The organism is Bradyrhizobium sp. T-1, from assembly GCF_053592855.1.
On record NZ_CM132115.1, the window covers coordinates 264,888 to 290,262 of the forward strand.

Here is a 25,375-nt window from a genome sequence, read left to right on the forward strand (position 1 = left end):
CCTACTGCAACGGCGGATCGCCCGAGGTGCGTTTCTTGGCGAGGTCCATCTCGGTCACCGCGATCAGGATCTCGGCGCGGGTCTTCAGATCAGGCGCTTCCAGCATCGCCTGCTTCTCGGCCGGGCCATAGGGCGACATCATCGCCAACGCGTTGACGAGCGCCTCGTTGGGCGCGCTCTCGACGCCCTCCCAGTCGACCTTGAGATTGTTGGCCTTCAGGAAATCCGCCAGCGCCACCAGCAGCGCCTCGCGGTTGACCTGGTCTTCGCCCATGCGCGCGGTGAAATCATCCATGAAGGCGAAGAAATCGACCTTGCACTGCCGGTAGGCCGTCAGCACCTCGAGCTCCTCGACCACCCTGAAGCGCGCAACTCCGGTGAGCTCGAGGATGTAGCGGCCGTCGCCGGACTCGGCGAGCTGGGTGATGCGGCCGACGCAGCCGACGCGGAACAGCACCGGCTTGTCGGAATTCTTCGGCGAGTGCGCCACGTCAGGCTGGATCATGCCGATCAGGCGATGACCGTCGCGGAAGCAATCGTCGACCATCGCCAGATAGCGCGGCTCGAAGATGTTGAGCGGCATCTGGCCGCGCGGCAACAGCAGCGCGCCCGGCAGCGGAAACACCGGAATGATCTCCGGGAGGTCGGCGGGCCCGCGATATTCGATGTTGATCGGCATCTGGTCCCCGCGGCGATTTCCGGCCTATCCTTACGAAAACAGGATCGTCGACAAGCGCTTTCGACCCTCGACGGTGGCATCGTCCGCGCCGCCCCAGGCTTCGAAGAACTGCACCAGCTGCTTGCGGGCGCCGTCGTCGTTCCATTTGCGGTCGCGCTTGACGATCGCGAGCAGCTGCTCGGTCGCGGCCGCCCGGTCGCCCTTCGCGTTCAGCGCGGTGGCGAGGTCGAAACGCGCCTGATGATCGAGCGGGTTTGCGGCGACTTTCTGTTCGAGCTCGGCGACGGGCCCGAGCTGCTCCGCCTGCTCGGCGAGATCGATCGCGGTCTGCACGGCCTTCACGGCCGGGTCGTTGCGCTTGGATTCCGGCACCATGGCCAGCGTCTGCTTGGCCTGCTCCATCGCACCCGAGATGGCGTAGCATTTTGCAAGGCCGGCAAGCGCTGCGATGTTGGTCGCGTCGTGCTGCAGCACCTCGGCATAGATCTGCGCGGCCGCGGCGGCGTCGCCCTCGGCGAGCACGGCCTCGGCCTCTTGCAGGATCTCGGCGATGTTGGGCTCGCCCGGTGCCGTCACGCCCTTGGTGAGCTTCTCGATGAAGGCGTTGAGCTGGCTCTCCGGCACCGCGCCCATGAAGCCATCGGCCGGCTGGCCGTTGACGAAGGCGATCACGGCCGGGATCGACTGGATCCCCATCTGGCCCGGGATCGCCGGATGCTGGTCGATGTTCATCTTGACCAGCTTGACCTTACCCTTGGCCGCCTTGACCGCCTTTTCAAGGATGGGCGTAAGCTGCTTGCAGGGCCCGCACCACTCCGCCCAGAAGTCGATCAGCACCGGCTGGCGCTTCGATTCCTCGATGACGTCCTTCACGAAGGTCTGGGTGGTGGTGTCCTTGATCAGATCGGCCGCAGCCGGGCCCGCTCCGTTACCCTGGTCGATGATCGTCACGGGATACCCTCGTCTCATGTCCTGGAATGGCGGGTCTTTAGCACGTCGCCATCACATATGCCTCGTTGTCGGCGCTAAAATTGGGCCGGGACGGCCGAATTTCAATCCATCGGGGCCGATTCGGCAGCCGGGAGCCGTTTTTGGTCGATTTGGCCGCATTCGGGGTCCATATGGGGTCTCAAGAACCGAATCTATGCTGCCGGTAGCTGTTGCATTCCCTTCCCGCTTTTGGCATACGACAGCCGTTGCCGGCGCGTCACGCGACCGACACAGGATGCGGGTGTAGCTCAGTGGTAGAGCACGACCTTGCCAAGGTCGGGGTCGAGGGTTCGAGCCCCTTCGCCCGCTCCAATTTTTCCCAGAGCATCCAGCCAAATCAGGTCGGGCCGTGGTTTTCCACGCCGCTGACGGCTGGTTTGGGTCTTACATGACAATTCTGGTCACGGGCAGCGCCGGCCACCTTGGGGAGGCCATCGTCAGGACGCTCCGGCGCCGCAGGTCGCCGGTGCGCGGGATCGATCTGAAGGCCTCGCCCTTCACTGACGCCGTCGGCTCGATTGTCGATCCCGATTTCGTGCGGCGCCAGATGGACGGCGTGATCGCCGTGCTCCACACCGCGACGCTGCACAAGCCGCATGTGGCGACCCATAGCAAGCAGGCCTTCATCGACACCAACGTCACGGGCACGCTCAACCTGCTCGAGGCGGCTGACGCGGCCGAGGTGAAGAGTTTTGTGTTCACCAGCACCACCAGCGCGTTCGGCTCGCAGCTCCGCCCTGAGGCCGGACAGGCGGCGGTGTGGGTCACCGAGGATCTGCCGCCGATCCCGAAGAACATCTATGGCACCACGAAACTGATGGCGGAGAATCTGTGCGAGCTGTTTTTTCGCGAGAGGGGCTTGCCTGTCGTGATTTTGCGGACCTCGCGGTTCTTTCCGGAGGAGGACGACGATCCCGCAACGCGGTCGGCGTATCCGCTGGACAACGCGCAAGCCAACGAGCTGCTCTATCGACGGCTGGATGTCGCGGACGCGGTCAGCGCGCATCTGCTTGGCGTCGCGCATGCACCGGAGATCGGCTTCGGCCGCTACATCGTCTCGGCGACGAGCCCGTTCGGGCAACACCACCTAGCGGCGCTCGCGCGCGACGCGGCCGGTGTCGTGCGCGAGCTCTATCCGGATTGTGCGCAGCTCTATGCGTCGCGCGGCTGGCGGCTCTTCCCCGAGATCGACCGCGTCTACGTCAATGACCGTGCGCGGCGCGAGCTGGGTTGGCGCCCCGAATTCAATTTCGCCCATGTGCTGAGCAGTCTCCGCGAGGGCGCCGATTTTCGCAGCCACCTGGCGCGCGAGGTGGGAGCGAAGGGTTATCACGACACGCGATTTGACGAGGGGCCTTACCCCGTCGCCTAATAGTCGCCGCTTTTGTCAATTCGCACGATGAATCAGACGTGTGGCCGGTGTCGTCGCGCATCGTCAGGCCTTTGCCGTTCTACTGTGCATGGGGTCGTTTTCGCGGTTTTGTGTTGGTCAATCCCTTCCGCTGCTCGCAAATGAGGCGCGCGTCCTTTCGATTCCGCGTTGCAGCGAGGACGTTGTCGCCGCCGCTTGCGACGATGTGAGAAGGTCAGTCTCAATTTTTACTGAGCGCAACTGCCGCGCATGCGGCGCGCTTTTCACCGCTCGCAGATGTGCTAACCTTTTCGCGTCTGCCTTTCGACAGACTCCGAACTTCGCCTACTCAAACAGCAAAACAAAGAATGCGCAGCCCTCACGGCTGCCTTAGGGGAGTGACGCGATGAAATCGATGATCCATCGGTCCGTGTTGGCGCTTGCAGCGGTGGCCCTTCTTGCCGGGACCAGCGTTGTCAATGCGCAGGACAAAAGCAAACCGCTGAAGAAATACGAATCCGGCACCAAGGAATTCTGGACCCATCCGCCGGACGACTGGTTCCTCGGCGACGAGACCGAGGCGCAGAAGGGCCTCGCGCCGCCCTCGGGTCCGCCGACCGGCGCCTCCGACTCCGAGCTCGCCAACATCGTCAAGAAGGTGAAGCTGCCTGCGGGCTTCAAGATGGAGGTCTATGCCTCCGGCGTGCTGGCCGCGCGGCAGATGGCCTGGGGTGACAAGGGTACGTTGTTCGTCGGCTCGTTCGGCCTCGGCAACGTCTATGCCATCAAGGACAATGGCGGGAAGAAAGAGGTCAAGACCATCCTCAAGGGGCTGAACATGCCCACGGGTCTGGCCGTCAAGGATGGCGCGCTCTACGTCATCGCGGTCGACAAGCTGATCCGCTATGACGACATCGAAAACAAGCTCGATAATCCCGGCGAGGGCAAGGTCGTCTACGACGACATGCCGTCTTATGCCGCGCATGGCTGGAAGTACATCGCCGTCGACAAGGACGGCTGGTTCTACATTCCGTTCGGACCGCCCTTCAACGTCGGCATTCCCCCGACCAGCGTCTCGCAGATCCGGCGCGTCGATCCCAAGACCGGCAACGCCGAAATCTACGCGCTCGGCGTTCGCAACTCGGTCGGCGGCGACGTCGATCCGCGCACCGGCAAGTATTGGTTCACCGAAAACGCCCGCGACTGGGTCAGCGATGATCTGCCCTCAGACAAGCTGAACATGATCGGCAAGATGGGCGAGCATTTCGGCTATCCCTACTGCCATCAGGGCGACCTTCCCGATCCGAAGTTCGCCATGGGCCACAAATGCTCCGAGTTCACGCCGCCCGTGCTGAACCTCGGCGCCCACGTCGCTCCGCTCGGCATGAAGTTCTACACCGGCGACCAGTTCCCCGCCGAGTACAAGAACAACATTCTGATCGCCGAGCACGGCTCCTGGAATCGTCACAAGTACCAGGGCGCTCGCATCATGCGCGTGATCGTTGGGCCCGACGGCAAGAATCCCAAGCAGGAGGTGTTCGCCTCCGGCTGGATCGAGGGTGACCAGGGCTATCTCGGCCGCCCCGATGACATCATCCTCGCCAAGGATGGCTCGATCCTCGTCGCCGACGACTGGGCCGGCGCGATCTATCGCATCAGCTACAGCAAGAAGTAGCGCACCACGACACGAGGCTGCGGTGGCTCGCAAAGCGCGCCGCAGCCTCTTTTGCGTTTTACTCTCGATGTCGTTCCGGATTGCGCGCCAAGGCAAGTCCGGAACCGATGACCCCGACTCGTGGTTATGGATTCTCAGATGCGCAATCGCGCATCGTAGCTCGCCTTTCAGGCGCCCCGGAATGACGAGTCTGTCAGATTGGAATCCCCATCATGCGCCGGCAGTTCTTCTTGAACGCAATCAGCGCGGCTGCGCTTCTCGCGCTTGGCGCGCTCTCCGCAAGCGCCGCGGACAATGCCGCTGTTCAGGAGAAGGCGGCCGTTTGCTCCGGCTGTCACGGCGAGAACGGCATTTCGCAGACCGAGAACATTCCCTCGCTGGCTGGTCAACCCGATCAATTCATCCAGTGGCAGCTCGTGTTCTTCCGCGCCGGCTCGCGCAAGAGCGAGCAGATGCAGCCGATTGCCGAGGAGATCACCAACGAGGACGTTCGCAATCTTGGCGCCTATTTCGCGGCGATGTCGCCGCCGAAGCCGGCGGAAGACAAGGATCCGGACCTGTCGAAAAAAGGCGCCCAAGTTGCCGTCGGCCGCCGCTGCGCCTCATGCCATACGGATAGCTTTGCCGGCACTAAGGCGGTGGCGCGGCTCGCGGGTCAGCGCGAGGAATATTTGATCAAGGCGCTGCACGACTACAAGGCGGGCCAGCGCGTCGGCGGCGGCGTCGCCGCGATGGCCGACGTCGCCTATCACATGAGCGATGAGGAAATCACCGCGGTCGCGCATTATCTGGCGTATTTCAAATAGCGCGGAGCTTTGCGGCAACTTCAGCTGTCGTCCCGGCGCGGGCCGGGAGTATGCGGTTAGTAAACTACCCCGCTCGCTGCTTCTCATACGCCTTCAGATGCGTGTAGGCGATGCGCAGCTTCGGCACCGGCACTTTGGCGTCATCGGCGCGCGTGATGAGGTCGCCGATCACGTGATCGGCTTCGACCGGCAGGCCCGCCTTGATGTCGCGGAACATCGAGGCCGTCATCGGGGAGCCCTCGGTGGTGAGGTTGCCCTTCACGCGCTCGAAGAACGGGCCGCCCGGCGGATAGCCCGAGGCGGTGGCGATCGCGCTGGTCTCGTCCAGCATGCCGAGCAAAAAATCCCGCCCGCCCGGCGCTGCGAGAATGTTGCCGACCGAGGTGCGCATCAGGCTGGTGCTCGCGGCGAGCGAAGAGAGGAACACCCACTTCTCCCACATGTCCTGCATGATGTTCTGGCTGGCGGTGGCGCCGTTGATGCCGCTCTTGAAGGCCTCGTCGATCGCCTTGACGCGATCGGACAGCTTGCCGTCGCGCTCGCCGTAATTGATCGACTGCATAGGCTGCAGCTGCACCACCTCGCGCTTCTCGTTCAAGGTCGCGGCGATGGCACAGAGGCCGCCGAGCACACGCTCCTTGCCGAATTTCGCATCGAGCGTGTCGAGATGCTTCATGCCGTTCAGCATCGGGATGATCGCGGTGTTCGGGCCGACTGCGGCCGCGAATGACTTGATCGCGTCGTCGAGGTCGAACGCCTTGCAGCTGAGCAGAACGACGTCGAATTTGTCCTTGATCGCATCGGCCTGCACGGTCGGCGGATTCTTCAAGGTCACATCGCCATTCGGACTCTTGATGACGAGGCCGTCGCTCGCGAGCTCGCCGGCACGCTTGGGGCGGACCAGGAAGGTGACGTCGCGGCCGGCCTGCAAAAGCCTGCCACCAAAATAGCCGCCGATGGCGCCGGCGCCGACCACGAGGATACGCATGGGGTTGTCCTTATTGTCGCTTCTATGTCGTCGTCCTGGCTTTCGCCAGGACGACACCGGAGAGTTAGCGCGTTTACGCCGGATACGAAAATCACTTCTCCAGGACCATCTCCTCGACCTCGCGCAGCTGCTCCTTGCCGAAGAACATCTCGTTGCCGACAAAGAAGGTCGGCGAGCCGAACGCGCCGCGGGCAACCGCTTCCTCGGTATTCTTGATCAGCCGGCCCTTCACCTCGGGCTCCTGGGCGCGGGCGAACAGCTTTTGGGCGTCGAGCCCCGAGGACGCCAGCGCCTTCGCCGCGATTTCAGGATCGTCCATCTTCTTCGGCTCGCGCCACATGTGATGGAAGGCCGCGTCGACATAGTTCTCGAACACGCCTTCGAGCTGCGCCGCGATCGCTGCGCGCATCAGGTTCAGCGTGTTGACGGGGAAGTTGGGATTGAACACGTAAGGCTGGACCTTGAAGCGCCTGAGGAAGCGCTCGGTCTCGACCTGCTGAAATTCGCGCTTGTTCTTGATGCCGGCGAGCGTCTCGGCCGGCGACTTGTTGTTGGTCGACTTGAAGATGCCGCCGAGCAGGATCGGCACATACTCAAACTTGACTCCGATGCGCTGCTCGATCGCCGGGATCGCCAGATGACTGAGATAGGCGTTCGGGCTGCCGAAATCGAACAGGAATTGCGGGGCTGTACGGGTCAAATTCGTTCTCCCTGAGCGAACTTTCTGATCTGGATTTTCATCCATTGTGGCGCAGCGCGCGCCACAGGTCCACCGTTTAATGATGGTCATAATATCTTGATGATCAGACCAGGCGCCGGATCTCCCGCCTGCGCCACACCAGCAGGTAATAGCCCATCTGCAAGACGAACATGGCGCAGAACACGATCGGATAAGCGGCCCAAACGCCCGCAAGGCCGATGCTGCGGCTCAGCATCACCGCGGCCGGCAGCTCGATCGCGACGATCGCGAAGATCGATAGCAGCATCGGCGTCAGCGCCACGCCGGCGGCACGCATGGCGCCGGAAAATGTCGTCGCAAGGCCGAACGGCACCGAGCTCCATAAGGCGACGAGGAGCAGTCCTTTCGCCAGATCGAGCACGGCACCGTCGGTGATGAAGATACCCAGCACGGCGCGCGGCGCGAGATAAATCAACGCCACCAGCCCGCCGGTCAGCACGAGGTTGAACGCGAGGCCAGTGCGCACGATGCCGTCGAGCCGCGCACGGTCGCCGCCGCCGATCGCTTGCGCGCCGAGGATCGAGACCGCGATCGAAATCGACATCGCCGTGAACTGCGTGTAGCCCATCACTTGGTTGACCGCGCCGTAAGCCGCGGTGGCGTCCGAGCCGAAGCCGTTGACGAGACCGAGCAGCACCAGCTCGGCAACCGCCATCACGACCATGCCGACCGCGCTCGGCAGTCCGATGCCGAGGATTTGTCCGATCACGGCGCGATTGAGCCGCACATGGCGCAGCAATGCCGCGTCGGGTGCGAGCGCATGCTTCTTCCGCCGCAGATAGGCCGCCAGCGCAAGCAGCGTGAGCGAATTGGCGATTGCAGCGGCCCATGCCGGGCTGGTGATGCCGATCGCGCCGCGGATCAGGATCGGCGTGAGGACCAGGCCGATCGCTGTCGACAACGCCAGCGCCAGCAGTGGTGTCACGGCGTCGCCGACGCCGCGGATCATCGCCGTCATGAGCAGGAAGGTGAAGCCGAGCGGCATCGTCAGCAGCATGATCCGCGCATAGGCGCTGGCCTGGTCGAGAATGTCCGCGGGCGTCGCCAGCGTCATCATCAATTGCCGGCTGAACAGGCCGCCGATCAATCCGACAGACATCGAGAGCAGCAGGCCGACCGCGAGCGTCGTACCCACGACGATCTTGATCCTGTCGTGCTTGCCCGCGCCAAAGGCTTGGCCGATCAGCACGGTGGCGCCGGTGCTCAGGCCCATGACGAAGGCAAACAGGAAGAAGAACACCGGGAAGAAGGTCGAGACCGCCGCAAGTGCATCCACGCCGATCATGTGACCGAGATAGACATTGCTGACAGTGCCGAACAACGATTGCAGCGCGTTGCTCAGCATCAACGGTGCGAGGAAACGCAGGAAGTTCTTCCAGAGCGGTCGTGGAGCGGACATGGATGGGCCTTTCATCAGGACATGCGAAGCCGTTGCCGCGCGATGCACGCGCGGCTTGGCCGTCGATTGAGTTATCGGAGGCGGCGCGCGGCTTACGCGCGGTCGCTGTAGGCGAGCTTGACGATGTGGTCGCGGATGTCGGCCGGCCAGTCAGCAATCAGTCCGGTGAAGCGCCGCCGGTCATCTGCGAACAGCGCACGCGAGGCCTCCTCGAACTGCGCCAGATTGCCGGCCATGGTCGACATGAAGTGGTAGGCCGCATCGCGCGCCTGCCGCTCGCGGTCCTTGTCGCCGCTGACGCGCCGCGCCTCGTCGACCAGCTTGCGCAGCGCGACCGAAGCACCACCGGGCTGGGCGTTGAGCCATTCCCAGTGCCGCGGCAGCAGCGTCACCTCGCGCGCGACCACCCCGAGTTTGGGCCGGCCGCGCCCGCGCGGCTCGGTCGGTGCTGCGGTCTCCTCGACCGGCGGCGGGATCAGCTTCGCCAGGCGCGCCAGCACCTCGCGATCACCGCCGCGCAGATCGAAGTCGATCGACCGGCCCGTGGCGTCCTCGAAGATGACGATGGGCTCGTCCGGCCGTGGCGCCACCCGCTTGACGACCAGCGCGACCTCCCCAGCTGGCCCAGACACCAGGCGTTGCTGCCCCTGGAAGGCGGTGAAAATCTTCTGCATTGGAATCATTACCAAATTGGCGACGTTGGCCTCTTTAATACCCGGGTAAATAGTCGAGGTCAATATACCCGGGTGAAAATATCCTTCCGGACGGCTCGACATTGCGGTTCTGGGCTGGCAGGTACGCGGCCGATCGACCACGCCTAACCTGAGGATTTCGCAATGCTGACCGTCCACCACCTCAACAATTCGCGTTCGCAGCGGGTGCTGTGGCTGCTCGAGGAATTGGGCGTGCCTTACGAGATCGTGCGCTATCAGCGTCAGCCTGACATGCGCGCACCGAAGGAGCTGCGCGCGATCCATCCGCTCGGCAAGTCGCCTGTCATCACCGACAACGGCAACACCATCGCCGAGTCGGGTGCCATCATCGAATATCTCATCGCGACCTACGGCAATGGCCGCCTGATCCCGCCGCCGAACACGCCGGAGCGGCTGCGCTTCACCTACTGGCTGCACTATGCCGAAGGCTCGGCGATGTCGCCGCTGCTGCTGAAGCTGCTGTTCACGCTGATGCCGAAGCGCGCGCCGGCATTGCTGCGTCCGCTGGTGCGCAAGGTCTCAAACCAGGCGCTCACTGCGCTGGTCAATCCGCAGCTCAAGCAGCATATGGATTATTGGGAAGGCGAGCTCGGCAAGAGCGAATGGTTCGCCGGCAGCGAGTTTAGCGCGGCGGACATCCAGATGAGCTTTCCGCTGGAGGCCGCCCAAGCGCGCGGTGGGCTTGAGCAGGGCCACCCCAAGGCGATGGCGTTCCTGGAACGCATTCACGCGCGGCCGGCCTACGCGCGTGCCCTCGAGAAGGGCGGGCCGTATCAGGTGGGGCGGTAACTTACTCTCGCCCTCATTCGGGGGCGACCGGAGGGCGAACCCGGAATCTCGAGATCCCAGGTTCGGTGCTGGGCACGCCCCGGGATGACAACGCTCTCAATTGGTTCGCGTGCAGTACGCGGCCACGCGTCTCCGGCAGGGCGAAGGCCGCGATGAAGAACAGTGCGTAAGCCACGATCGCGAAGATCGCGATCGCATCGGCAAGCAATGTTGGCGCCGACAGCGCACCGCCATGCAGGGGCAGGGTTATTGTCCCGCTGCTTCCGCACCGCGCGTGCGCGGATCTGGCGCGCCGAGAGGCCCGTTCGGTGTCACGAGAATCGAATTGGCTGACGTCTGTCCCATCGGCTCGACGATGAGATGATCCATTGCCTTCAGCTCGAACAGCACGTTGTCGGCAAACCCGCGCTCGACGCGCACTTCGTCCGGCAGCCATTGATGATGCAGCCGCGGCGCGGCCACGGCGGCTGCCACATCCATCCTGTAGTCGAGCACGTTCACGATCACCTGGAGCACGGTCGAGATAATGCGGCTGCCGCCGGGGGAGCCGGTCACCAGCACCGGCTTGCCGCCCCTCAGCACGATCGTCGGCGACATCGAGGACAACGGCCGCTTGCCGGGACCGGGCAAATTGGCCTCGTAGCCGACGAGGCCATAGGCGTTGGAGGCGCCGACGGCGGCGGTGAAATCGTCGAGCTCGTTGTTGAGCAGCACGCCGGTGCCGTCGGCGACGAGGCCGACGCCGTAGCTGAAATTCAGCGTATAGGTGTTGCTGACGGCGTTGCCGTCGCTATCGACGACGGAGAAGTGCGTCGTGTTGCTGCCTTCGCGCGGCGCGGGCTGGGCGGAAACGATGTCTTTCGACGGTGTTGCGCGATCGGTGGAGATGCTTGCGCGTAGCTTGGCGGCATAGTCTTTCGCAATAAGGGTCTCGATCGGCGCGTTGACGAAGGCGGGATCGCCGAGATAGCGCGCACGGTCGGCATAGGCACGCTTCATGGCCTCGATCAGCAGATGCAGCGAAGCCGGCGAGCCTTGCTTCAGATCGGCGAGCTGGAAGCCTTCGAGGATGTTGAGGGATTCCAACAGCACCACGCCGCCGGACGATGGCAGCGGCATCGAGACGATATCGTAGCCGCGGTAGGTGCCGCGCACCGGCGTGCGGATCACCGCCTGATAGGTCTTCAGATCGGCCGGCGTCATGATGCCGCCGGCATCGGACACGGCCCTGGCGAGCTTCTCCGCCACCGGGCCCTCGTAGAAGCCGCGTGGTCCCTGCGCTGCGACGCTCGCCAGCGTGTCTGCAAGATCGCTCTGCACCAGCCTGTCGCCTTCGCCAAACGGCGCGCCGTCGGGCTTCGCGAAGATCTTGGCCGAGGACGGCCAGCGTGCCAGCCGCGGATACCAGCCCGGCAATGTATCGGCGATATCGTCGGTGACGACAAATCCGTCGCGGGCGAGTGCGATCGCCGGCTCGAGCAATTGTGCCAGCGTGAACTTGCCCGAGCCATATTTCTCGAGCGCGAGCGCAAGGCCCGCGACCGTGCCGGGCACGCCGATGCCAAGTCCGGAATCGCGCGACCTGGCGGGATCGGGCTTGCCGTCGGGGCCAAGGAAAACTTGCGCCGTGGTCGCCGCCGGCGCGGCCTCGCGATAATCGATCGCGATGTCTTCATTGCGCTCAGTGGAATGGATCACCATGAAGCCGCCGCCGCCGATATTGCCGGCACGTGGATAGGTTACTGCCATCGCAAAGCCGGTCGCGACGGCGGCGTCGACGGCGTTTCCGCCACGTCGCAAGATATCGGCGCCAACCTGCGCAGATATTTTCTCTTGCGCTACCACCATGCCGTGCTCGGCGGAGATAGCGTGCACCGCGTCGAGCGCCGGCGGGACATAAGGCCGCCGCGCATCCTGCGCGGTTGCCGATGCAAGACCAAACGCCAGAGTGGCGATGAGTGCTAAAAAACTCCGCCGTGTCGAAAATGATGCCATCATCAAATTTCCGTCGGATCTTCGGGCCAATTCAAACACGTCGCGATAATGCTATACGGATTGCGCTAAGAGAGGCAAAACTGTTTGTGATGAGGACTGCGTGATGACGACGATCGCCCCGGATGCGCGCATGGACGGCGTCCCGCGGACCTATCCGCCGCGCGCCGCCGTCGTCAGCTGGATCTTCTTCGACTGGGCCGCGCAGCCCTATTTCACGCTGATCACGACCTTCGTGTTCGCGCCTTATTTCGCCACCAGCGTCGCGCCGGATCCCGCCACGGGGCAATCGCTCTGGGGTTTCGCGATGGCAGCAGCTGGCATGGCAATTGCGCTGTTGTCGCCCGTTCTTGGCGCCATCGCCGATGCCGCGGGTCGCCGCAAGCCGTGGATCGCCGCGTTCGGCGCGGTCCTCGTGCTGGCCTCCTGTACATTGTGGATCGGCAAGCCGGGCGATCACGCCATCATTCCGCCGCTGCTGATCGCGGTTGCGCTTGCCAGCGTCGGCGCGGAATTCGCCACCGTCTTCAACAATGCGATGATGCCGACCCTGGTGCCGCCGGAGCGCATCGGCCGGCTCTCCGGCACCGGCTGGGCCACGGGTTACGTCGGCGGCATCGTCAGCCTGATCATCGTGCTCGGCTTCCTTGCCGCCAATCCGGAGACCGGCCGAACGCTGCTCGGCTTCACGCCGCTGTTCGGGCTCGATCCAGCCACGCATGAAGGCGATCGCGCGGCGGGGCCGTTGACCGGATTATGGTTCATCGTCTTCGTCACGCCGATGTTCTTGTTCACGCCGGATTATCCGGCGAAGCGCCCGGTGCGTGAGGCGCTGCACGAAGGCCTGGCCGATCTGAAGCGGTCGCTGAAGGATTTGCCGCAGCAGAAATCACTCGCGGCATTTCTGCTCGCCAACATGATCTACACCGACGGTTTGGTGTCGCTGTTCGCGTTCGGCGGCATCTATGCCGCGGGCACCTTTGGCTGGCACACGATCCAGATCGGCACGTTTGGAATCATCCTTGCCATCGCCGGCACCTTCGGCGCATGGCTTGGCGGCAAGCTCGATGACTTCCTTGGTCCGAAACGTGTCATCGCCGGCAGCATGCTGATCCTGCTGCTCGCGGTTGCCGCGATCCTTCTCGTTGACAAGGATAGCGTGCTGTTCGTCAAGGTCGCGCCGCCGGTGCCGGGCGGACCGCTGTTCGCAGCTGCCGCTGAGCGGGCCTATGTCGTGCTGGGCTGCCTGATCGGCGCGGCGGGTGGCCCGCTTCAAGCGGCGTCGCGCACGCTGCTGATCCGCCTTGCGCCGAAGGATCGTATCGCACAGTATTTTGGCTTGTTCGCGCTGACCGGAAAGGTGACGTCCTTCATCGGTCCGCTGCTGATCGGTGTGATCACCGCAGCAACCGCGAGTCAGAAAGCCGGCATGGCCGTGCTGGTGGTGTTTTTCGTCACAGGGTTCGGGCTGCTGATGCGGGTGCGGGATTAGCCGCGTTCCTCTACTCTCACCATCGTCATTGCGAGGAACAAAGCGACGAAGCAATCCAGACTTCCTCGCGGAAAGACTTTGGATTGCTTCGCGGAGCTTGTCATGGGCCGCGCTTCGCGCGGACCCGGTGGCTCACAATGACGAGTTGATAGATCAGTGCCGGAAGTGCCGCGTTCCCGTGAACACCATGGCGATGCCATGCTCGTCGGCGGCCTTGATCACCTCGTCATCACGCATCGAGCCGCCGGGCTGCACCACGGCGGTGGCGCCGGCTTCGATGCAGGCGAGCATGCCGTCGGCGAAGGGGAAGAACGCATCCGACGCCACGACCGAGCCCTTGGTCAGCGGCTCCGCGAGTTTCAGCTCATTGGCGGCATCCTGCGCCTTGCGTGCCGCGATCCGGGCTGAATCGACACGGCTCATCTGGCCCGCGCCGATGCCGACGGTGGCGAGGTCCTTGGCGTAGATGATGGTGTTCGATTTGACGTGCTTTGCCACACGGAAGGCGAACTTCAGGTCGCGCATCTCCGCGTCCGTCGGTGCACGCTTGGTCACGACCTTGAATGTCATGTCGTCGACCACCGCATTGTCGCGGCTCTGCACCAGAAGACCGCCGGCAACCGTCTTCGCGGTCAGGCCCGGCGCGCGCGGGTCGGGCAGGCTGCCGGCGAGCAGCAGGCGCAGATTCTTGCGCGCACCGATGATGGCGATCGCTTCCTCGCTCGCGTCTGGCGCGATGATCACCTCGGTGAAGATCTTCGTAATTTCGCGCGCGGTGTCGGCGTCGAGCGCGCGGTTCATCGCGATGATGCCACCGAAGGCCGAGGTGGAGTCGCAGGCCAGCGCCTTGCGATAGGCCTCGACGAGGTTCGCGCCTTCCGCGACGCCGCAGGGATTGGCGTGCTTGACGATGACGCAGGCTGCGGTGCGCTTGGTGTCGAACTCGCCGATGCATTCATAGGCGGCATCGGTGTCGTTGATGTTGTTGTAGGAGAGCTCCTTGCCCTGCAACTGCCGCGCGGTCGAGACGCCCGGGCGCTTGTCGGGCGTTGCGTAGAACGCCGCGGTCTGGTGCGGATTCTCGCCGTAGCGCAGCGACTGGATCAGCTTGCCGCCGAAGGCGCGGAAATCGGGCGCATCGATCTCGAGCTGACGGTTAAACCAGTTCGAGATCGCGGCGTCATAGGCCGCGGTGCGTGCATAGGCCTTCGCGGCCAGCCGCCGACGCAATTTCAGCGTGGTCGCGCCCTTGTTGGCGGCGAGCTCGTCGAGCACGGCCTGGTAATCCTGCGCCTCGACGACGACGGCGACGTCGTCATGATTCTTCGCGGCGGCTCGGATCATCGCGGGGCCGCCGATATCGATATTCTCGATGCAATCCTCGAAGCCCGCGCCTTTGTCGACGGTCGCCTCGAACGGATAGAGATTGACGACGAGCAAGTCGATCGGCGCGATGCCGTGCGCCTTCATCGCCTCGGCGTGTTCCTTGTTGTCGCGGATCGCGAGCAGGCCGCCATGCACCTTCGGGTGCAACGTCTTGACGCGGCCGTCCATCATCTCGGGGAAGCCGGTGAGGTCGGAGACGTCCTTCACCTTGAGGCCGGCAGCGGCGATCGCCTTCGCGGTGCCGCCGGTCGAGACCAGCTCGACATCATGCGCGGCAAGCGCCTTGGCGAACTCGATCAGGCCGGTCTTGTCGGAGACGGAGAGAAGGGCGCGGGTGACGCGGCGGGGATGGTCAGTCATGAGCAAGATCCTCTGCTAAGGGAGTGTCTATGCCCAGGCGCGCGGCGGATATGTGTCGCGCTTCCCGATGGTGCTCCATCCAAGGTCGCCAGTCGCGCGAACGAGCGCTCGATAGCAGTTTTCGAGGCCCTTCACAACGATCAGATAGGGCCGAATCGTGGCTCTTTACAGCGGAAGTTCCGGCTCGCGCCGGGCGTTGCGGCGGGCATTGGTGACCGCAGGTGATGCGGTCGAGCGTACAAAACTCCAGCGGATCGAGGGCGCCTGGCGGGCGTCCTGGCGGATCACGATCTGGGCGGTGCGGCGGGGGCCGTCATTGCCGGCCAGGAACACGCTGTCCTCGAGATCGACCTTGTCGTCCAGGGCTTCGAAGGTCCAGACGTCGCGGTTCGGCAGCACCAGCATGACGCCGCGCGCATCCGACAGCCGGCTCGCCTTCACCGCGGGATGCAGATGGAAGCGAAGCGCGAAATCGGCTCCCGCGCCCTTGAGCCGCGCGCCTTGCGGCGGCGACAGCGTATCCTCGCCGTCGATCCGCGCGCCGTCATTGGCAACCATCAACACGCGGCGATGGATCACGCCGAACTTGGCGAGATAGCCGTCATGCGAGGTCGTCAGCAGCGTGCCGTCCTGCACGACTTCGCGATAGCTCTCGACCTCATGGGGACCGCTGATGATCGGCGCGCCGTGCAGCAGCCGCTTCATCGCCGACATCTCGACGAACTGGCAGGAGGAGGTGTCGTGATAGGTCAACGTCGAATGCGCCGCGGTGCCGCGCGCGAACGGCCGCCAATTGTCCCGACCCGTGGTCGGCATGCCGCAATTTGTGACGATGCGGCTGATGCCGGAGGACAGCTCGAACGACAGGCACCCGGCATGCGCGTCGTGGCTGACGCCGGGCGGCGGCGGCGGACCGGTGTCGATGATCAGCGTGGTCGGGCCGGCATCGAGGCGCTGGAATCCGGTGTGCGGCATGTTCGCCATCGGCGCGCCGTGGGCGTCGTCATAGGCGAGCAGCGTCGCGAGCAGGTCCGAAGGCGTCGCGCTCATGCCGTTGAACAGCGCGAAATTGCCGTCGCCGTGCCGGAAGAAGCGCAGCATCGGCATCATACGATCGATCGCGTTGAGGAGCGCCGGCGGCGGCGCGATGTTGCGCGCGGCGAAGGTCTGTCGCAGCGGCAACAGGTCGATCAGCAGCTCGATCAGCGCACCCGGGTTGCGCGAGATGTGGCCGCCGTCGGGAAGAATCTGCCGCTGCAATTCGTCGGAGAGCTTTTTCGACGCGCTGCGGATATGACGCGCCTGGTTGGCGAGGCAGAGCGTGGTGTAGCACAGCGCGATCTGCACCTGGAGCTTCGGCACCCCGTCGGGGATGTTCACCATGGTGTAACGCAGGAAGCGGATCTCGCGTGCGAGTGCGCGCAGGTAGCGGCGGTAGAATTTGTTGTCGGTGTCGTTGAGCACCAGCGGCGCCTGCGACAGCAGCGAGATCACGCGCCGCGCCAGCACATCGGCGCGGCGGGCGACGGGCCGGCGCTTGTTGGCGGGATTGCTGATCCAGTCCTCGACCAGCGCGCGCGCATTCGCCCGGGTCAGCGCGGTGTCGGCGGCGCGCAAGTGCCGCAGCCAGCCGAAGCCGAGCAGCGCGATCTCCCAATCCTCCGAGGGCGGATCGAGATCGAAGATCGAGCGGCCGTGGCAGTTGACGATCTTGCCGGCGAAGACGAAGCGCCCGGCATAGATTTCGGCGGCGCGCGTCGCATCGGCGGTGCGCAGATCATGCGGCGCGATGATCAGCCGGTCGGTCCGGCCGGGCCAGACTCGCGACAGCGCAACGGAACCGCCACTCGCGCGCGCGAGCATGTTCCGCGCGAAGCGGTTCATCACCAGCGTCGAGATACGTCTGCGTTGAGCGACCGACACGCCTTGCCTTGAAGGGGGAAGAGGATTCCGACGAATCCTTATTAATCCCAAAATCGGCCGGCTGACACCACCTTGAAAGGCGCCGAATCAGTCCAGCGGTAGCAAAATCCGGTGCAAAATCAGGATTTAACGAGCCGGGCCGCGAAAAATCCGTCGAGCCCGCCGAGCTTCGGGTCGGCGTGCGGCAGGTGGCTCGGCAAGGTTCGAAGATCACCCTCAGCCGTGATGATCTCGCTGAGACCGGAGACCTCGCGGGCCTCGATCGGCACGCGGCGAAGCGCAGGCTCCGCGGCCAGCAGCGTGGCGATCGCCTGCTCGCCTTCCTCGGGTTCCAGCGAACAGGTGCAGTAGACCAGCGTCCCGCCGGGCTTGAGCAGCGAGACCGATTTCTTCAGCAGCCGTTGCTGGAGAACGGTCATCGCGGCGACGTCGGACTCCTGCCGCAGCCATGCGACGTCAGGATGCCGGCGGATCGTCCCGGTCGAGGTGCAGGGCGCGTCGATCAGGATGCCATCGAAGCCCTCCGCCGGTCCCGCCCATTCCACGGCGTCAGCGACGATCGTCTCGGCCTGGAGCGACAACCGGCTCAGGTTTTCGCGCAGGCGCGCCACCCGGGCGGGAGAGCGGTCGAGCGCCGTGACACGCGCGCCGGCTTGCGCCAGCTGAGCGGTCTTGCCACCGGGCGCAGCACAGAGATCGGCGATGGATTTACCGGCGATATCGCCGAACAGCCGGACAGGCAGCGCGGCGGCGGCGTCCTGCACCCACCATTGTCCTTCGGCGAAACCGGGCAGCATGGTCACCGAGCCATGCAGCAGCGTGCGCACCGATCCGGTCGGCAGCACTTCGCCATGAAGCCGGCTCGCCCATTGCGCGGCATCGGACTTCACGGTCAGATCGAGCGAAGGTTCGTGACCGAGCGCGAGCGCCATGTCCCGCGCGGTGGCCTCGCCGTAATGCGCGCTCCAGCGCGCCAGTAGCCAGGGCGGCAGGTCGAGCGATTGTGTGGCGACCTCCTCGACCAGCGCCTGACCCTCGCGCGCACAACGGCGCAGCACGGCGTTGACGAGGCCGGCATAGCGCGCGGCGCGCCGGTCGGATTGCACCAGGCGAACGGAGAGATCGACCGCCGCATGATCGGGCACGTCCATCCAGAGGATCTGGGCGGCACCGATCAGCAGCGCGCTCTGCGCGCGCGGCGCGTCGGATGGGATGCCCTTGTCGAGCAGGCGCGACAGCACGTGGCCGAGCGTACCGAGCCGGCGCAAAATGGTTGCGACCAGGCGCCGCATCAGCGCGCGGTCACGGTCGGCGAGCGTCTTCAGTCCGGGATGGGCGCCCGAGCCGTCGAGCTGGTCGTCGAGCGTGCGGTGCTTGTGCAGGACGCCGTCGACGATGTCGGCAGCGATCCGCCGCGCCGCGAGACCGGGCACTTCGGATGGAGGGGCAAAACGTTGAGATGGCATGCGGAAGTAAGGTTCTGAGCGAGCGGCAGTTCCGCCGATATGGGCGCATGCCTTAAGAGCAGCTTTTGTGGCATGCGAATATGCCAAATGTAAGAATGGCCTCTGGCGATTTCAGCCCGTCGCGGCCATTTCAGCAATGCGCATTTGGACGTCGCGCCATCTAAGATCCTGCGCTAGGACAGCCGACGATGAGTGACCAGCCTCCCGTTCCCGATCGCAAGCCCTTGCCGCCGGCCGCCCAGCGCGCGCTGGCCGAAGCCGAGGCGCGCCGGCAAGCCGCCGCAGCCAAGGCCAAGGATGACGACAAGGCGGCGCCGAAGGAATTGCAGGGGCCGAAGGGACCTGAGCCCACCCGCTATGGCGATTGGGAGCGCAAGGGCATCGCCTCGGACTTCTGAGACCGGCGACCGTTCCCGGGGGCTCCGCAGCCCCCAGGGATAACGGTGCTCCTGCAGGCAGCGGACGATGCGCTCGCAGGCTGCGTCATGCGGCGGTACCCAGGCAATCGCCGAACAGGCGGGCGGCGGTGTCGGTATCCAGCGCGAGATCGCGGATGCAGGCCGCGACCGAGGTGCGGTACATGTCGTCGATGCCGTAGCGTCCGATGACCTGGAGCTGGGCCTCACTCAGCGAGGCGGTCTTACGGCTCCGGTAACGATAGGCCGTATCCGATCCGTGCAGGCCGACGACGGTGTAGATCTTCGGCTCGCTCAGGAAGGTGACGCCGGATCCCTTCGTTTCGATCTGTCCGCGCTCCTTCCAGTCGGTGACGGCGCCTTCGGTGAAGCGCTCGCCAAGGCCGAGCCGGTCGAACAGCTTCCGCACCGAGCCGGTCGCATCCTTGCTGGCTTCATAGACGTAGTGCGTCACCGGCACGCCGTGACGTCTTGCATGACTTTCGACGCGGAGCGCGTTCAGCGAGGAGATCACGTAGTTCTGGATCAGGCGATCCTCGGGAACGCGGTCCGACCATTTCTCGAGCCATGAGGCGAGCGAGCTCGCGGGATCGCGATCGAGCATGATCATGTGGAGTTTATCGGCCGGCCAGCCGGCCTCGATCAGCGGCTGCAGCGGCAGGAACAGGCTTTCGGCCAGCACATAGGGCCCGGCCATTTCCTTGCTGAAGATGTGCGGATGCTCCGTCGCCGTCGGTGCGGCCCAGGACTCGCCCGCATTGCCAAGGAGCCGATGGCGCAGGACGACCTTCACCGGCTGGAAATAAGAGGGCATTCCAGCGACCCCGAACAGGTTGGTGAGCGCGGTCGAACCCACACGGCACCGCCCCCACGCGCAGTAGAGTGTCGGGAAGTCTTCGGGAGCCCAGTGCCGGAACGTCTCGCCAAGGCAGTCCCTCACCTCCCGCATCAATTCGTCCAGCGCGGCCGACCTGGTCTGGTACTTGCCATCAGGTGCGAGGGCCATCGTCGCGAGCGAGGGATGGTCGCGGCGCACGAGATCGGCCAGGCGGTCGGTTTCTTCGACTGACGTCATGATGGTGCTCATCTCAGGACCTTTCGGGTTGAGGATCGAATCGACCACGCTCTGGGCGCGGCGCAGGTTGATGTCGATTGCGGCGGCGTAGAAATGTGTCCCCTTGGTGGGGGCGCCGACTGCGTAGACGTTCGGATAGGGATTACCGTGGCGGTCGCGAACCCGGCTGTCGTCGTAGCCGCAGCGAATCCCGCCGAGCGCGTCGTACGCGATGAGTCCCTGTCGCCGCATGTCCTGATAGAGCGGGCTGGAGTCCATCCGGTAGGACGGACCTGTCGCATCGATGAGGTAGTCGACCTCGCGAAGGTCACCGTCACCCAGGGTCGCGCGAAACCGGTCGCCGATCGCCGTCACGTTGCGCAGCCGGCCGCGGGCCGACAGCCTGCCCGAACGCATCAGGTCGCGGATGCGGATCGCATTCTCCAGCGGCATCGCGGAGCGGTTGCGAAGCCAGCCGGAATTGTAGACGTCCATGAAGCGCGTCTTCTCGGCATCGCCCATTCGGTTCCAGGCCTCGCACATCACGTCGATGACGCTGACGAGGTAGGAGTGGACGCTGGGCTCGCCGGTCTCGGCGCGCGCGATGTTGTGCTCGAGATCGGTCAGCGCATCGCCATCGATATTCCGACAGGACAGATCGCAGCGGATCCCGGTCGTCTCCAGCAGCAGCTCGGAAAGGCGGGCGGCAAAGGCGTCGGCTTCGATCCGTGCGCGGCTGGTCACATAATGATGCAGGGCGTCGCGGAAGCCGTTCGCGATGACCGGAATCATCACCGGCTGTACGGTGGGAAACAGGCCGCTTCGGGAGAAGCAGGTCATCCTGACGGCCTTGTGCGTCTTGGCCAGCCCCGCCGCGGTGTCGACCGCGCTGAGTCCGCTTCCGAGGATGCCGACCTCCGTGCCGTCGCGATCGGGGAAGGTGAATTGGGCGTAGGGATCGCGAATGTAGTTCGGGCTTGCGGCCAGACCGTAGGGATCTTCCGGTGGGTTGTGACCGGTGCAGAGGATCAGCGCGGACGAGATGTGCGTGATGTTGCGATCGGTCGTCAGCAGGACGTCGCGATCGGGTGAAAACCGCATCCGGAGCACTTCGGCATGTTCGACATGAACCGGCAGGCCGATGCTCCGGCATTGTGCGATCGCGGCCAGGCGCACCGTGTCGAGATAGTCCCGATAGACCATCCGCGGCAGATGCTTGTCGCCGTGGCAGGAGAGACCGCGGGCCCGGAGCCAGCGCAGAAATTCTTCCGCGTCGCCCGGGCGGATCGACATCGTCGAGGCCTTCATGTTGAGCAGGTGACGATCGCTCCGGGTGCGATAGGCGACCCCGCCATCAAAGCCGGACTTGTCGAAGAGCTGAATTCCGCTGATCGCGCCGTTGTCTCGCTCCGATGCGGCGAGCTCCGCAAGATAACGCAAGATCGTGATGCCGGTTGCGCCGCCGCCGACAATGCTGATGATCATCGCTCTGCTCTCCCCAGTTTTCGTGTTTGACCCAGGCGCGAGCGGGGGCTCGGCGTGGGGGCCTCCCAAAGCCGTTGGTTGTTCGACGCGTCAGAAAGGTAATTTGCGGCCGGCCTTATGCCGGCGCGCAGAACGTGCGGGCGTTAGGCGGCCCGCACCGTATCGAGGAATTTCGCAACCTCGTTCTTAAGGCGGCCACTCTCCGTCGAGAGTGAGCGCGCGGATGCCAGAACCTGGGTTGACGCCGAGCCGGTGGCGCTGGCGCCGTGACTGACCTGGGCGATCTTGTCAGCAACTTCGACTGTTCCCTTGGCGGCTTCGCTGACGTTGCGTGCGATCTCGGCTGTCGCCGCGCCCTGCTCTTCGATGGTCGCCGCGATCGTCGTCGAGATGTCGGAAATTTTTGAGATGGTCGCGCTGATCTCCTTGATGGCGCCGACCGAGTCCTCCGTGGCCGACTGCATGCCGGCGATCTGCGTGCTGATTTCATCCGTCGCCCGCGCGGTTTGCGCCGCGAGCGCCTTGACCTCGCTTGCCACCACCGCGAAGCCGCGGCCGGATTCACCGGCGCGTGCCGCTTCGATCGTGGCGTTCAACGCCAGCAGATTGGTCTGCTCTGCGATCGCGGTGATCAATTTGACGACGTCGCCGATCCGGCCGGCGGCCTTGAGCAATTCGTTGATCCGGACGTCGGTGCGCTCGGCCTGTTTCACGGCATCGCCGGCGATGCGGCTGGAATCGTGGACCTGGCGTCCGATCTCGACGACTGATGCGCTCATTTCCTCGGCGGCGGAGGCTACGGCTCCGACATTGGTCGAAGCTTCCTCGGAAGCCGCGGCCACCATTCCGGAGAGTTGCTCGGTCTCTTCCGCCGTCCCCGACAGCGTACCGGCGGCGGATTCGAGCTGCTGCGAGGCGGCCGAAACCGAGTTGATGATGCCGCCGACCGCATCCTCGAACGCACCGGCCAGTCGGATCATCTCCTGCTTGCGTCGCGTGGCGGTTGCGGCCTCCTGATCCTTCTGCTCGGCCTCCATCTGCTCGATGCGGATCAGATTGTCCCTGAACGTGCGTGCGGCGCGGGCGTTGTCGCCGACTTCGTCGCCGCGGGCGGTATAAGGAATCTCGACAGCCTTGTTGCCGCCGGCCAGTTGCAGCAGCACGTCCCCGATGCGGCGGATCGGCCGGGCGATGCTCAGCACCGAAAACAGCGCCGAGCCGGCCAGGACCAGGATCACGAGGACGCCGACCGCCAGGCTGACCTGGGTCGCCTGCTCCAGCGCGGTCATCAGCTGGCTCTGCCGCAGCGCCATGTATTCATTGTTGGCGGAGACCAGCTTGTCGACCCGCGTGGTGATTTCCTTTGCGGCCGGGAGCACCCGCTCCTCGAGCACCCGCCTCTTGGTCTCCTCTGCCTTCATGGCTGCGCCGGTCGCCGTCTTGTAGCGTCCCGCGAGCGCCGCAAGCGCGTCGATCCCTTCCGCCGTATCCTTGTCGGCGGACTGGCGCACCTGCTTCAGGACGCGGACCATGTTGTCGGCTCGTCCGGCGATACGATCCTTCTGGTCGGCGTCGCCGGTTGCCGTGAAATGCCAATCGGCGGCGCTGACTGCCTTGAAGGCCGCATCGGCTTCGCGCAGCTGAACCTCGATGTTGAGATGGCTCGATGAGGCGGCGAGGGCAGGCGAAGCCAGCAACTTTTCGAGCGACTTGTTCCAGGCGTCTTCGATCTGGTTTGCCGCGGCGAACTCCGCGATGGCGATGCCACGGGCTTCGCCCAGATCGTTGCCGGCCTTGAGCGAGGCTTCGAGCTGGATCTTCACCTCGCGACAGAGCTCTTTGGCTTCAGCGCGCTTGGACCGGATCAATGCGGCGTCTATTTCGGTGGTGGCATTGGCGATGGAGCTGCGCAGCACTTCGAGGTGTTTGGCGAGTGCCTCGGCAGAGGACGCGGATCCGATCTCCGCGACTGCAAGGCGGGCGCGGGTCACTGCAAGCTCTGCGCCCTGGGCGTTGGCCTTGTTGGCGGTGTTGATGACCACCAAATCGCTTAGCCCCGCGATCTGCCCGTTCCTGATGAGCTGGTTGCCGAGCATTCCGGCGACGAGAAGAACCCCTGCACTCGCCGTCAATCCCAGCTTTGTACCGATGCGAAACTTGAACGAAGCCATGCTTACCGCCCCCCACACGCATACCGAGTACTCCGTCTTAATACTAAACAAGGGCTGAACATTAAACTCCGTACAACTACAGGAGGTATCGGATAGAGAGCGCTTGGAACAGCGTTTAGCGCATGGCTGCGGTTTTCCGTCGGAGACCGATCAAGCGGGCCGCAGCGATCGGGCGATGTCCGACACATCCGCGGCTCGATCGCGCCTTGCCGGTTTCCCCGACTCAGTCTTAGCGTGAGGTGATGCCGTTTCGAGATCGACCCAATGCCTATCGTCCGCAGTTCGGCGGTTCACCGTTCGGCCGGCACTTCTCCGGTCTGCTGCCCTGGCTGTTCGTGGTCGGTGTCGTGGCGATGGTCGTGCTCACCTTCCGGCAAGGGGCGAGCTGGCTCGCTCCGCATGGCGCCGACGAACGGGCGCAGGATGCAGCGATCGTTCTCCGCCAGGCCAGCGACCCCGATGCGCGCCAGGCGGTCGATGTCATTCGCACCATCGACGGCGACACCTTTCTCGCACGTGTTCATCAGCAAGGCGGGCGCGACCTCATCGCGCGGATTCGTCTGCGCGGCATCGATGCGCCGGAGATGAAGGCATCCTGTCAGGTCGAGCTGGACAAGGCCGAAGCTGCCACCGACGCCCTGCGCAATCTGCTCGGCCAGGGCGGCGTCACGATCTACAATCTCGGCTCGGAAAAATACGGGCGCGTTCTCGCTGATGTCGCAACGAAGCGGACCACCAACGTTTCGGCGGCAATGCTCGCGGGTGGTTACGCGCGCAGCTACAATGGCGGCCATCGCGACGGCTGGTGCGCGCGCGGCTGGCGCTTCTGGTAACAAAAAAGCCGTGTCGTTGGACGCGGCTTTTGCATTTCTCTTTGATCGCGGAGATCAGCGCGTCACGACCACCGTCGTGCCGACCGAGACGCGGCTGTAGAGGTCGGTGATATCGTCGTTGAGCATGCGGATGCAGCCATAGGAGACGAAGCCGCCGACCGAGCCCGGCACGTTGGTGCCGTGGATGGCGTATTCGCCACCGGCCAGCGTCATCGCGGCAACGCCCATCGGGTTGCGCGGCGAACCGCCGGGAATGACGTCGGGAAGCTGCGGCTTGTCGCGCTTCACCTCGGCGGGCGGCGACCAAGCCGGGTTGCGATATTTGCCGTCGATACGGGTGGTGCCGGACCATTGCTTGCCGGACTTGCCGACGCCGACGGGATAGCGCACGGCGTGGCCGTCATCGAGGATGAGATAGAGCCGGCGCTCGTTGGTTTTGACCACGATGGTGCCCGGCGAATAGTTGGCGATGTGCGTCCCGACCATTTCCGGCCGCGCCTCGGCTGCCGACGACATCAAGACCCCTGCCCCGATGGTTGCGGCCAGCGCCAGTGCAATCTTCATCGACATCGATTTCCCCTCAGCCCGAAACGGATCGTTCAAATTCACGCAAAACCGGCAATTGCCTGTCTGCCCAGACATTAACCGCGCCTGTTGACCGGATGGTT

Annotated in this window: 20 protein-coding genes, 1 tRNA gene, 1 pseudogene and 1 riboswitch; of the genes and pseudogenes, 8 read left to right on the plus strand and 14 right to left on the minus strand. The window is 64.5% G+C overall.

What is annotated here, in order from left to right; all coding sequences use genetic code 11:
* Position 1: 1 nt before the first annotated feature.
* Positions 2–679 carry an LON peptidase substrate-binding domain-containing protein gene (locus ACWAT4_RS01270; protein WP_212301857.1) on the minus strand — a complete coding sequence of 226 codons (678 nt, stop codon included), beginning with the start codon at positions 677–679 and terminating at the stop codon, positions 2–4.
* Between the two features lie 30 nt (positions 680–709).
* Positions 710–1,630 (minus strand): thioredoxin, encoded by a 921-nt coding sequence (gene trxA / locus ACWAT4_RS01275; RefSeq protein WP_212301856.1) that lies wholly within the window; start codon positions 1,628–1,630, stop codon positions 710–712.
* Positions 1,631–1,906: 276 nt separating this feature from the next.
* Here trxA and ACWAT4_RS01280 point away from each other — a divergent pair.
* The 4 genes from ACWAT4_RS01280 (at position 1,907) to ACWAT4_RS01295 (ending at position 5,501) form a co-directional block, all read left to right on the plus strand.
* A tRNA-Gly gene (locus tag ACWAT4_RS01280) sits at positions 1,907–1,981 on the plus strand.
* A gap of 76 nt (positions 1,982–2,057) precedes the next feature.
* Positions 2,058–3,041, plus strand: a complete 984-nt coding sequence (locus tag ACWAT4_RS01285) for an NAD-dependent epimerase/dehydratase family protein (RefSeq protein ID WP_449729627.1) — start codon at positions 2,058–2,060, stop codon at positions 3,039–3,041.
* Positions 3,042–3,426: 385 nt separating this feature from the next.
* Positions 3,427–4,695, plus strand: a complete 1,269-nt coding sequence (locus ACWAT4_RS01290) for a PQQ-dependent sugar dehydrogenase (RefSeq protein WP_212424150.1) — start codon at positions 3,427–3,429, stop codon at positions 4,693–4,695.
* A 212-nt stretch (positions 4,696–4,907) separates the two neighbouring features.
* Positions 4,908–5,501, plus strand: a complete 594-nt coding sequence (locus ACWAT4_RS01295) for a c-type cytochrome (protein ID WP_212301853.1) — start codon at positions 4,908–4,910, stop codon at positions 5,499–5,501.
* A gap of 64 nt (positions 5,502–5,565) precedes the next feature.
* Here ACWAT4_RS01295 and panE read toward each other — a convergent pair whose 3' ends face one another.
* From panE to ACWAT4_RS01315, 4 genes are all read right to left on the minus strand, one after another.
* Positions 5,566–6,489 carry a 2-dehydropantoate 2-reductase gene (gene panE, locus ACWAT4_RS01300; RefSeq protein WP_212446909.1) on the minus strand — a complete coding sequence of 308 codons (924 nt, stop codon included), beginning with the start codon at positions 6,487–6,489 and terminating at the stop codon, positions 5,566–5,568.
* A 91-nt stretch (positions 6,490–6,580) separates the two neighbouring features.
* On the minus strand, positions 6,581–7,189 hold the full coding sequence (locus tag ACWAT4_RS01305; RefSeq protein ID WP_212301851.1) for a 2-hydroxychromene-2-carboxylate isomerase: 609 nt from the start codon (positions 7,187–7,189) through the stop codon (positions 6,581–6,583).
* Positions 7,190–7,292: 103 nt separating this feature from the next.
* Entirely contained in the window at positions 7,293–8,627 is a 1,335-nt protein-coding gene (locus tag ACWAT4_RS01310; protein WP_449729628.1) for an MATE family efflux transporter, read from the minus strand.
* 92 nt (positions 8,628–8,719) lie between these two features.
* On the minus strand, positions 8,720–9,301 hold the full coding sequence (locus tag ACWAT4_RS01315; RefSeq protein ID WP_212424147.1) for a DUF2239 family protein: 582 nt from the start codon (positions 9,299–9,301) through the stop codon (positions 8,720–8,722).
* 162 nt (positions 9,302–9,463) lie between these two features.
* Between ACWAT4_RS01315 and ACWAT4_RS01320 the strand changes: the two genes are divergently transcribed.
* On the plus strand, positions 9,464–10,129 hold the full coding sequence (locus tag ACWAT4_RS01320; protein WP_449729629.1) for a glutathione S-transferase family protein: 666 nt from the start codon (positions 9,464–9,466) through the stop codon (positions 10,127–10,129).
* Between the two features lie 103 nt (positions 10,130–10,232).
* Here ACWAT4_RS01320 and ACWAT4_RS01325 read toward each other — a convergent pair.
* Positions 10,233–10,370, minus strand: a pseudogene (locus tag ACWAT4_RS01325) (MFS transporter); the annotation flags it as partial.
* 5 nt (positions 10,371–10,375) lie between these two features.
* A complete protein-coding gene (gene ggt, locus ACWAT4_RS01330; protein WP_449729630.1) occupies positions 10,376–12,127 on the minus strand; it encodes a gamma-glutamyltransferase in 1,752 nt (583 codons plus the stop codon).
* A 100-nt stretch (positions 12,128–12,227) separates the two neighbouring features.
* Here ggt and ACWAT4_RS01335 point away from each other — a divergent pair, with 100 nt between their 5' ends.
* Entirely contained in the window at positions 12,228–13,613 is a 1,386-nt protein-coding gene (locus tag ACWAT4_RS01335; protein ID WP_212424145.1) for an MFS transporter, read from the plus strand.
* A gap of 153 nt (positions 13,614–13,766) precedes the next feature.
* Here ACWAT4_RS01335 and purH read toward each other — a convergent pair whose 3' ends face one another.
* The 3 genes from purH to ACWAT4_RS01350 all read right to left on the minus strand — a co-directional run bounded on the left by purH (position 13,767) and on the right by ACWAT4_RS01350 (position 18,748).
* Complete coding sequence (purH, locus tag ACWAT4_RS01340; protein ID WP_449729631.1) at positions 13,767–15,359, minus strand: bifunctional phosphoribosylaminoimidazolecarboxamide formyltransferase/IMP cyclohydrolase; 1,593 nt, start codon at positions 15,357–15,359, stop codon at positions 13,767–13,769.
* Positions 15,360–15,383: 24 nt separating this feature from the next.
* A riboswitch (ZMP/ZTP riboswitch) is annotated at positions 15,384–15,465 on the minus strand.
* Positions 15,466–15,524: 59 nt separating this feature from the next.
* Complete coding sequence (locus ACWAT4_RS01345) at positions 15,525–17,243, minus strand: heparinase II/III family protein (RefSeq protein ID WP_449731323.1); 1,719 nt, start codon at positions 17,241–17,243, stop codon at positions 15,525–15,527.
* Positions 17,244–17,401: 158 nt separating this feature from the next.
* Positions 17,402–18,748 (minus strand): RsmB/NOP family class I SAM-dependent RNA methyltransferase, encoded by a 1,347-nt coding sequence (locus tag ACWAT4_RS01350; RefSeq protein WP_449729632.1) that lies wholly within the window; start codon positions 18,746–18,748, stop codon positions 17,402–17,404.
* Positions 18,749–18,936: 188 nt separating this feature from the next.
* On the opposite strand from ACWAT4_RS01350, the gene ACWAT4_RS01355 reads away from it, so the two are divergent.
* A complete protein-coding gene (locus ACWAT4_RS01355; protein WP_212301843.1) occupies positions 18,937–19,146 on the plus strand; it encodes a DUF1674 domain-containing protein in 210 nt (69 codons plus the stop codon).
* An 85-nt stretch (positions 19,147–19,231) separates the two neighbouring features.
* Here the strand turns inward: ACWAT4_RS01355 and ACWAT4_RS01360 are convergent, their stop codons facing one another.
* On the minus strand, positions 19,232–21,703 hold the full coding sequence (locus ACWAT4_RS01360) for an FAD/NAD(P)-binding protein (RefSeq protein ID WP_449729633.1): 2,472 nt from the start codon (positions 21,701–21,703) through the stop codon (positions 19,232–19,234).
* 143 nt (positions 21,704–21,846) lie between these two features.
* Complete coding sequence (locus ACWAT4_RS01365; RefSeq protein ID WP_449729634.1) at positions 21,847–23,874, minus strand: methyl-accepting chemotaxis protein; 2,028 nt, start codon at positions 23,872–23,874, stop codon at positions 21,847–21,849.
* 242 nt (positions 23,875–24,116) lie between these two features.
* Between ACWAT4_RS01365 and ACWAT4_RS01370 the strand changes: the two genes are divergently transcribed.
* Positions 24,117–24,707: a thermonuclease family protein gene (locus tag ACWAT4_RS01370; RefSeq protein ID WP_449729635.1), complete on the plus strand. Its 591-nt coding sequence runs from the start codon at positions 24,117–24,119 to the stop codon at positions 24,705–24,707.
* 54 nt (positions 24,708–24,761) lie between these two features.
* Here ACWAT4_RS01370 and ACWAT4_RS01375 read toward each other — a convergent pair whose 3' ends face one another.
* On the minus strand, positions 24,762–25,277 hold the full coding sequence (locus tag ACWAT4_RS01375; protein WP_449729636.1) for a L,D-transpeptidase: 516 nt from the start codon (positions 25,275–25,277) through the stop codon (positions 24,762–24,764).
* Positions 25,278–25,375 lie beyond the last annotated feature (98 nt).

Excerpts from the sequence above, each read along its gene's own strand:
- panE (WP_212446909.1), bottom strand. The coding sequence starts at position 6,489 with ATGCGTATCCTCGTGGTCGGCGCCGGCGCCATCGGCGGCTATTTTGGT.
- ACWAT4_RS01285 (WP_449729627.1), top strand. The coding sequence starts at position 2,058 with ATGACAATTCTGGTCACGGGCAGCGCCGGCCACCTTGGGGAGGCCATC.
- ggt (WP_449729630.1), bottom strand. The coding sequence starts at position 12,127 with ATGATGGCATCATTTTCGACACGGCGGAGTTTTTTAGCACTCATCGCC.
- purH (WP_449729631.1), bottom strand. The coding sequence starts at position 15,359 with ATGACTGACCATCCCCGCCGCGTCACCCGCGCCCTTCTCTCCGTCTCC.
- ACWAT4_RS01315 (WP_212424147.1), bottom strand. The coding sequence starts at position 9,301 with ATGCAGAAGATTTTCACCGCCTTCCAGGGGCAGCAACGCCTGGTGTCT.
- ACWAT4_RS01350 (WP_449729632.1), bottom strand. The coding sequence starts at position 18,748 with ATGCCATCTCAACGTTTTGCCCCTCCATCCGAAGTGCCCGGTCTCGCG.
- ACWAT4_RS01320 (WP_449729629.1), top strand. The coding sequence starts at position 9,464 with ATGCTGACCGTCCACCACCTCAACAATTCGCGTTCGCAGCGGGTGCTG.
- ACWAT4_RS01335 (WP_212424145.1), top strand. The coding sequence starts at position 12,228 with ATGACGACGATCGCCCCGGATGCGCGCATGGACGGCGTCCCGCGGACC.
- ACWAT4_RS01310 (WP_449729628.1), bottom strand. The coding sequence starts at position 8,627 with ATGTCCGCTCCACGACCGCTCTGGAAGAACTTCCTGCGTTTCCTCGCA.
- ACWAT4_RS01360 (WP_449729633.1), bottom strand. The coding sequence starts at position 21,703 with ATGATCATCAGCATTGTCGGCGGCGGCGCAACCGGCATCACGATCTTG.
- ACWAT4_RS01290 (WP_212424150.1), top strand. The coding sequence starts at position 3,427 with ATGAAATCGATGATCCATCGGTCCGTGTTGGCGCTTGCAGCGGTGGCC.
- ACWAT4_RS01345 (WP_449731323.1), bottom strand. The coding sequence starts at position 17,243 with ATGAACCGCTTCGCGCGGAACATGCTCGCGCGCGCGAGTGGCGGTTCC.
- ACWAT4_RS01355 (WP_212301843.1), top strand. The coding sequence starts at position 18,937 with ATGAGTGACCAGCCTCCCGTTCCCGATCGCAAGCCCTTGCCGCCGGCC.
- ACWAT4_RS01375 (WP_449729636.1), bottom strand. The coding sequence starts at position 25,277 with ATGTCGATGAAGATTGCACTGGCGCTGGCCGCAACCATCGGGGCAGGG.
- ACWAT4_RS01270 (WP_212301857.1), bottom strand. The coding sequence starts at position 679 with ATGCCGATCAACATCGAATATCGCGGGCCCGCCGACCTCCCGGAGATC.
- ACWAT4_RS01295 (WP_212301853.1), top strand. The coding sequence starts at position 4,908 with ATGCGCCGGCAGTTCTTCTTGAACGCAATCAGCGCGGCTGCGCTTCTC.
- ACWAT4_RS01365 (WP_449729634.1), bottom strand. The coding sequence starts at position 23,874 with ATGGCTTCGTTCAAGTTTCGCATCGGTACAAAGCTGGGATTGACGGCG.
- ACWAT4_RS01370 (WP_449729635.1), top strand. The coding sequence starts at position 24,117 with ATGCCGTTTCGAGATCGACCCAATGCCTATCGTCCGCAGTTCGGCGGT.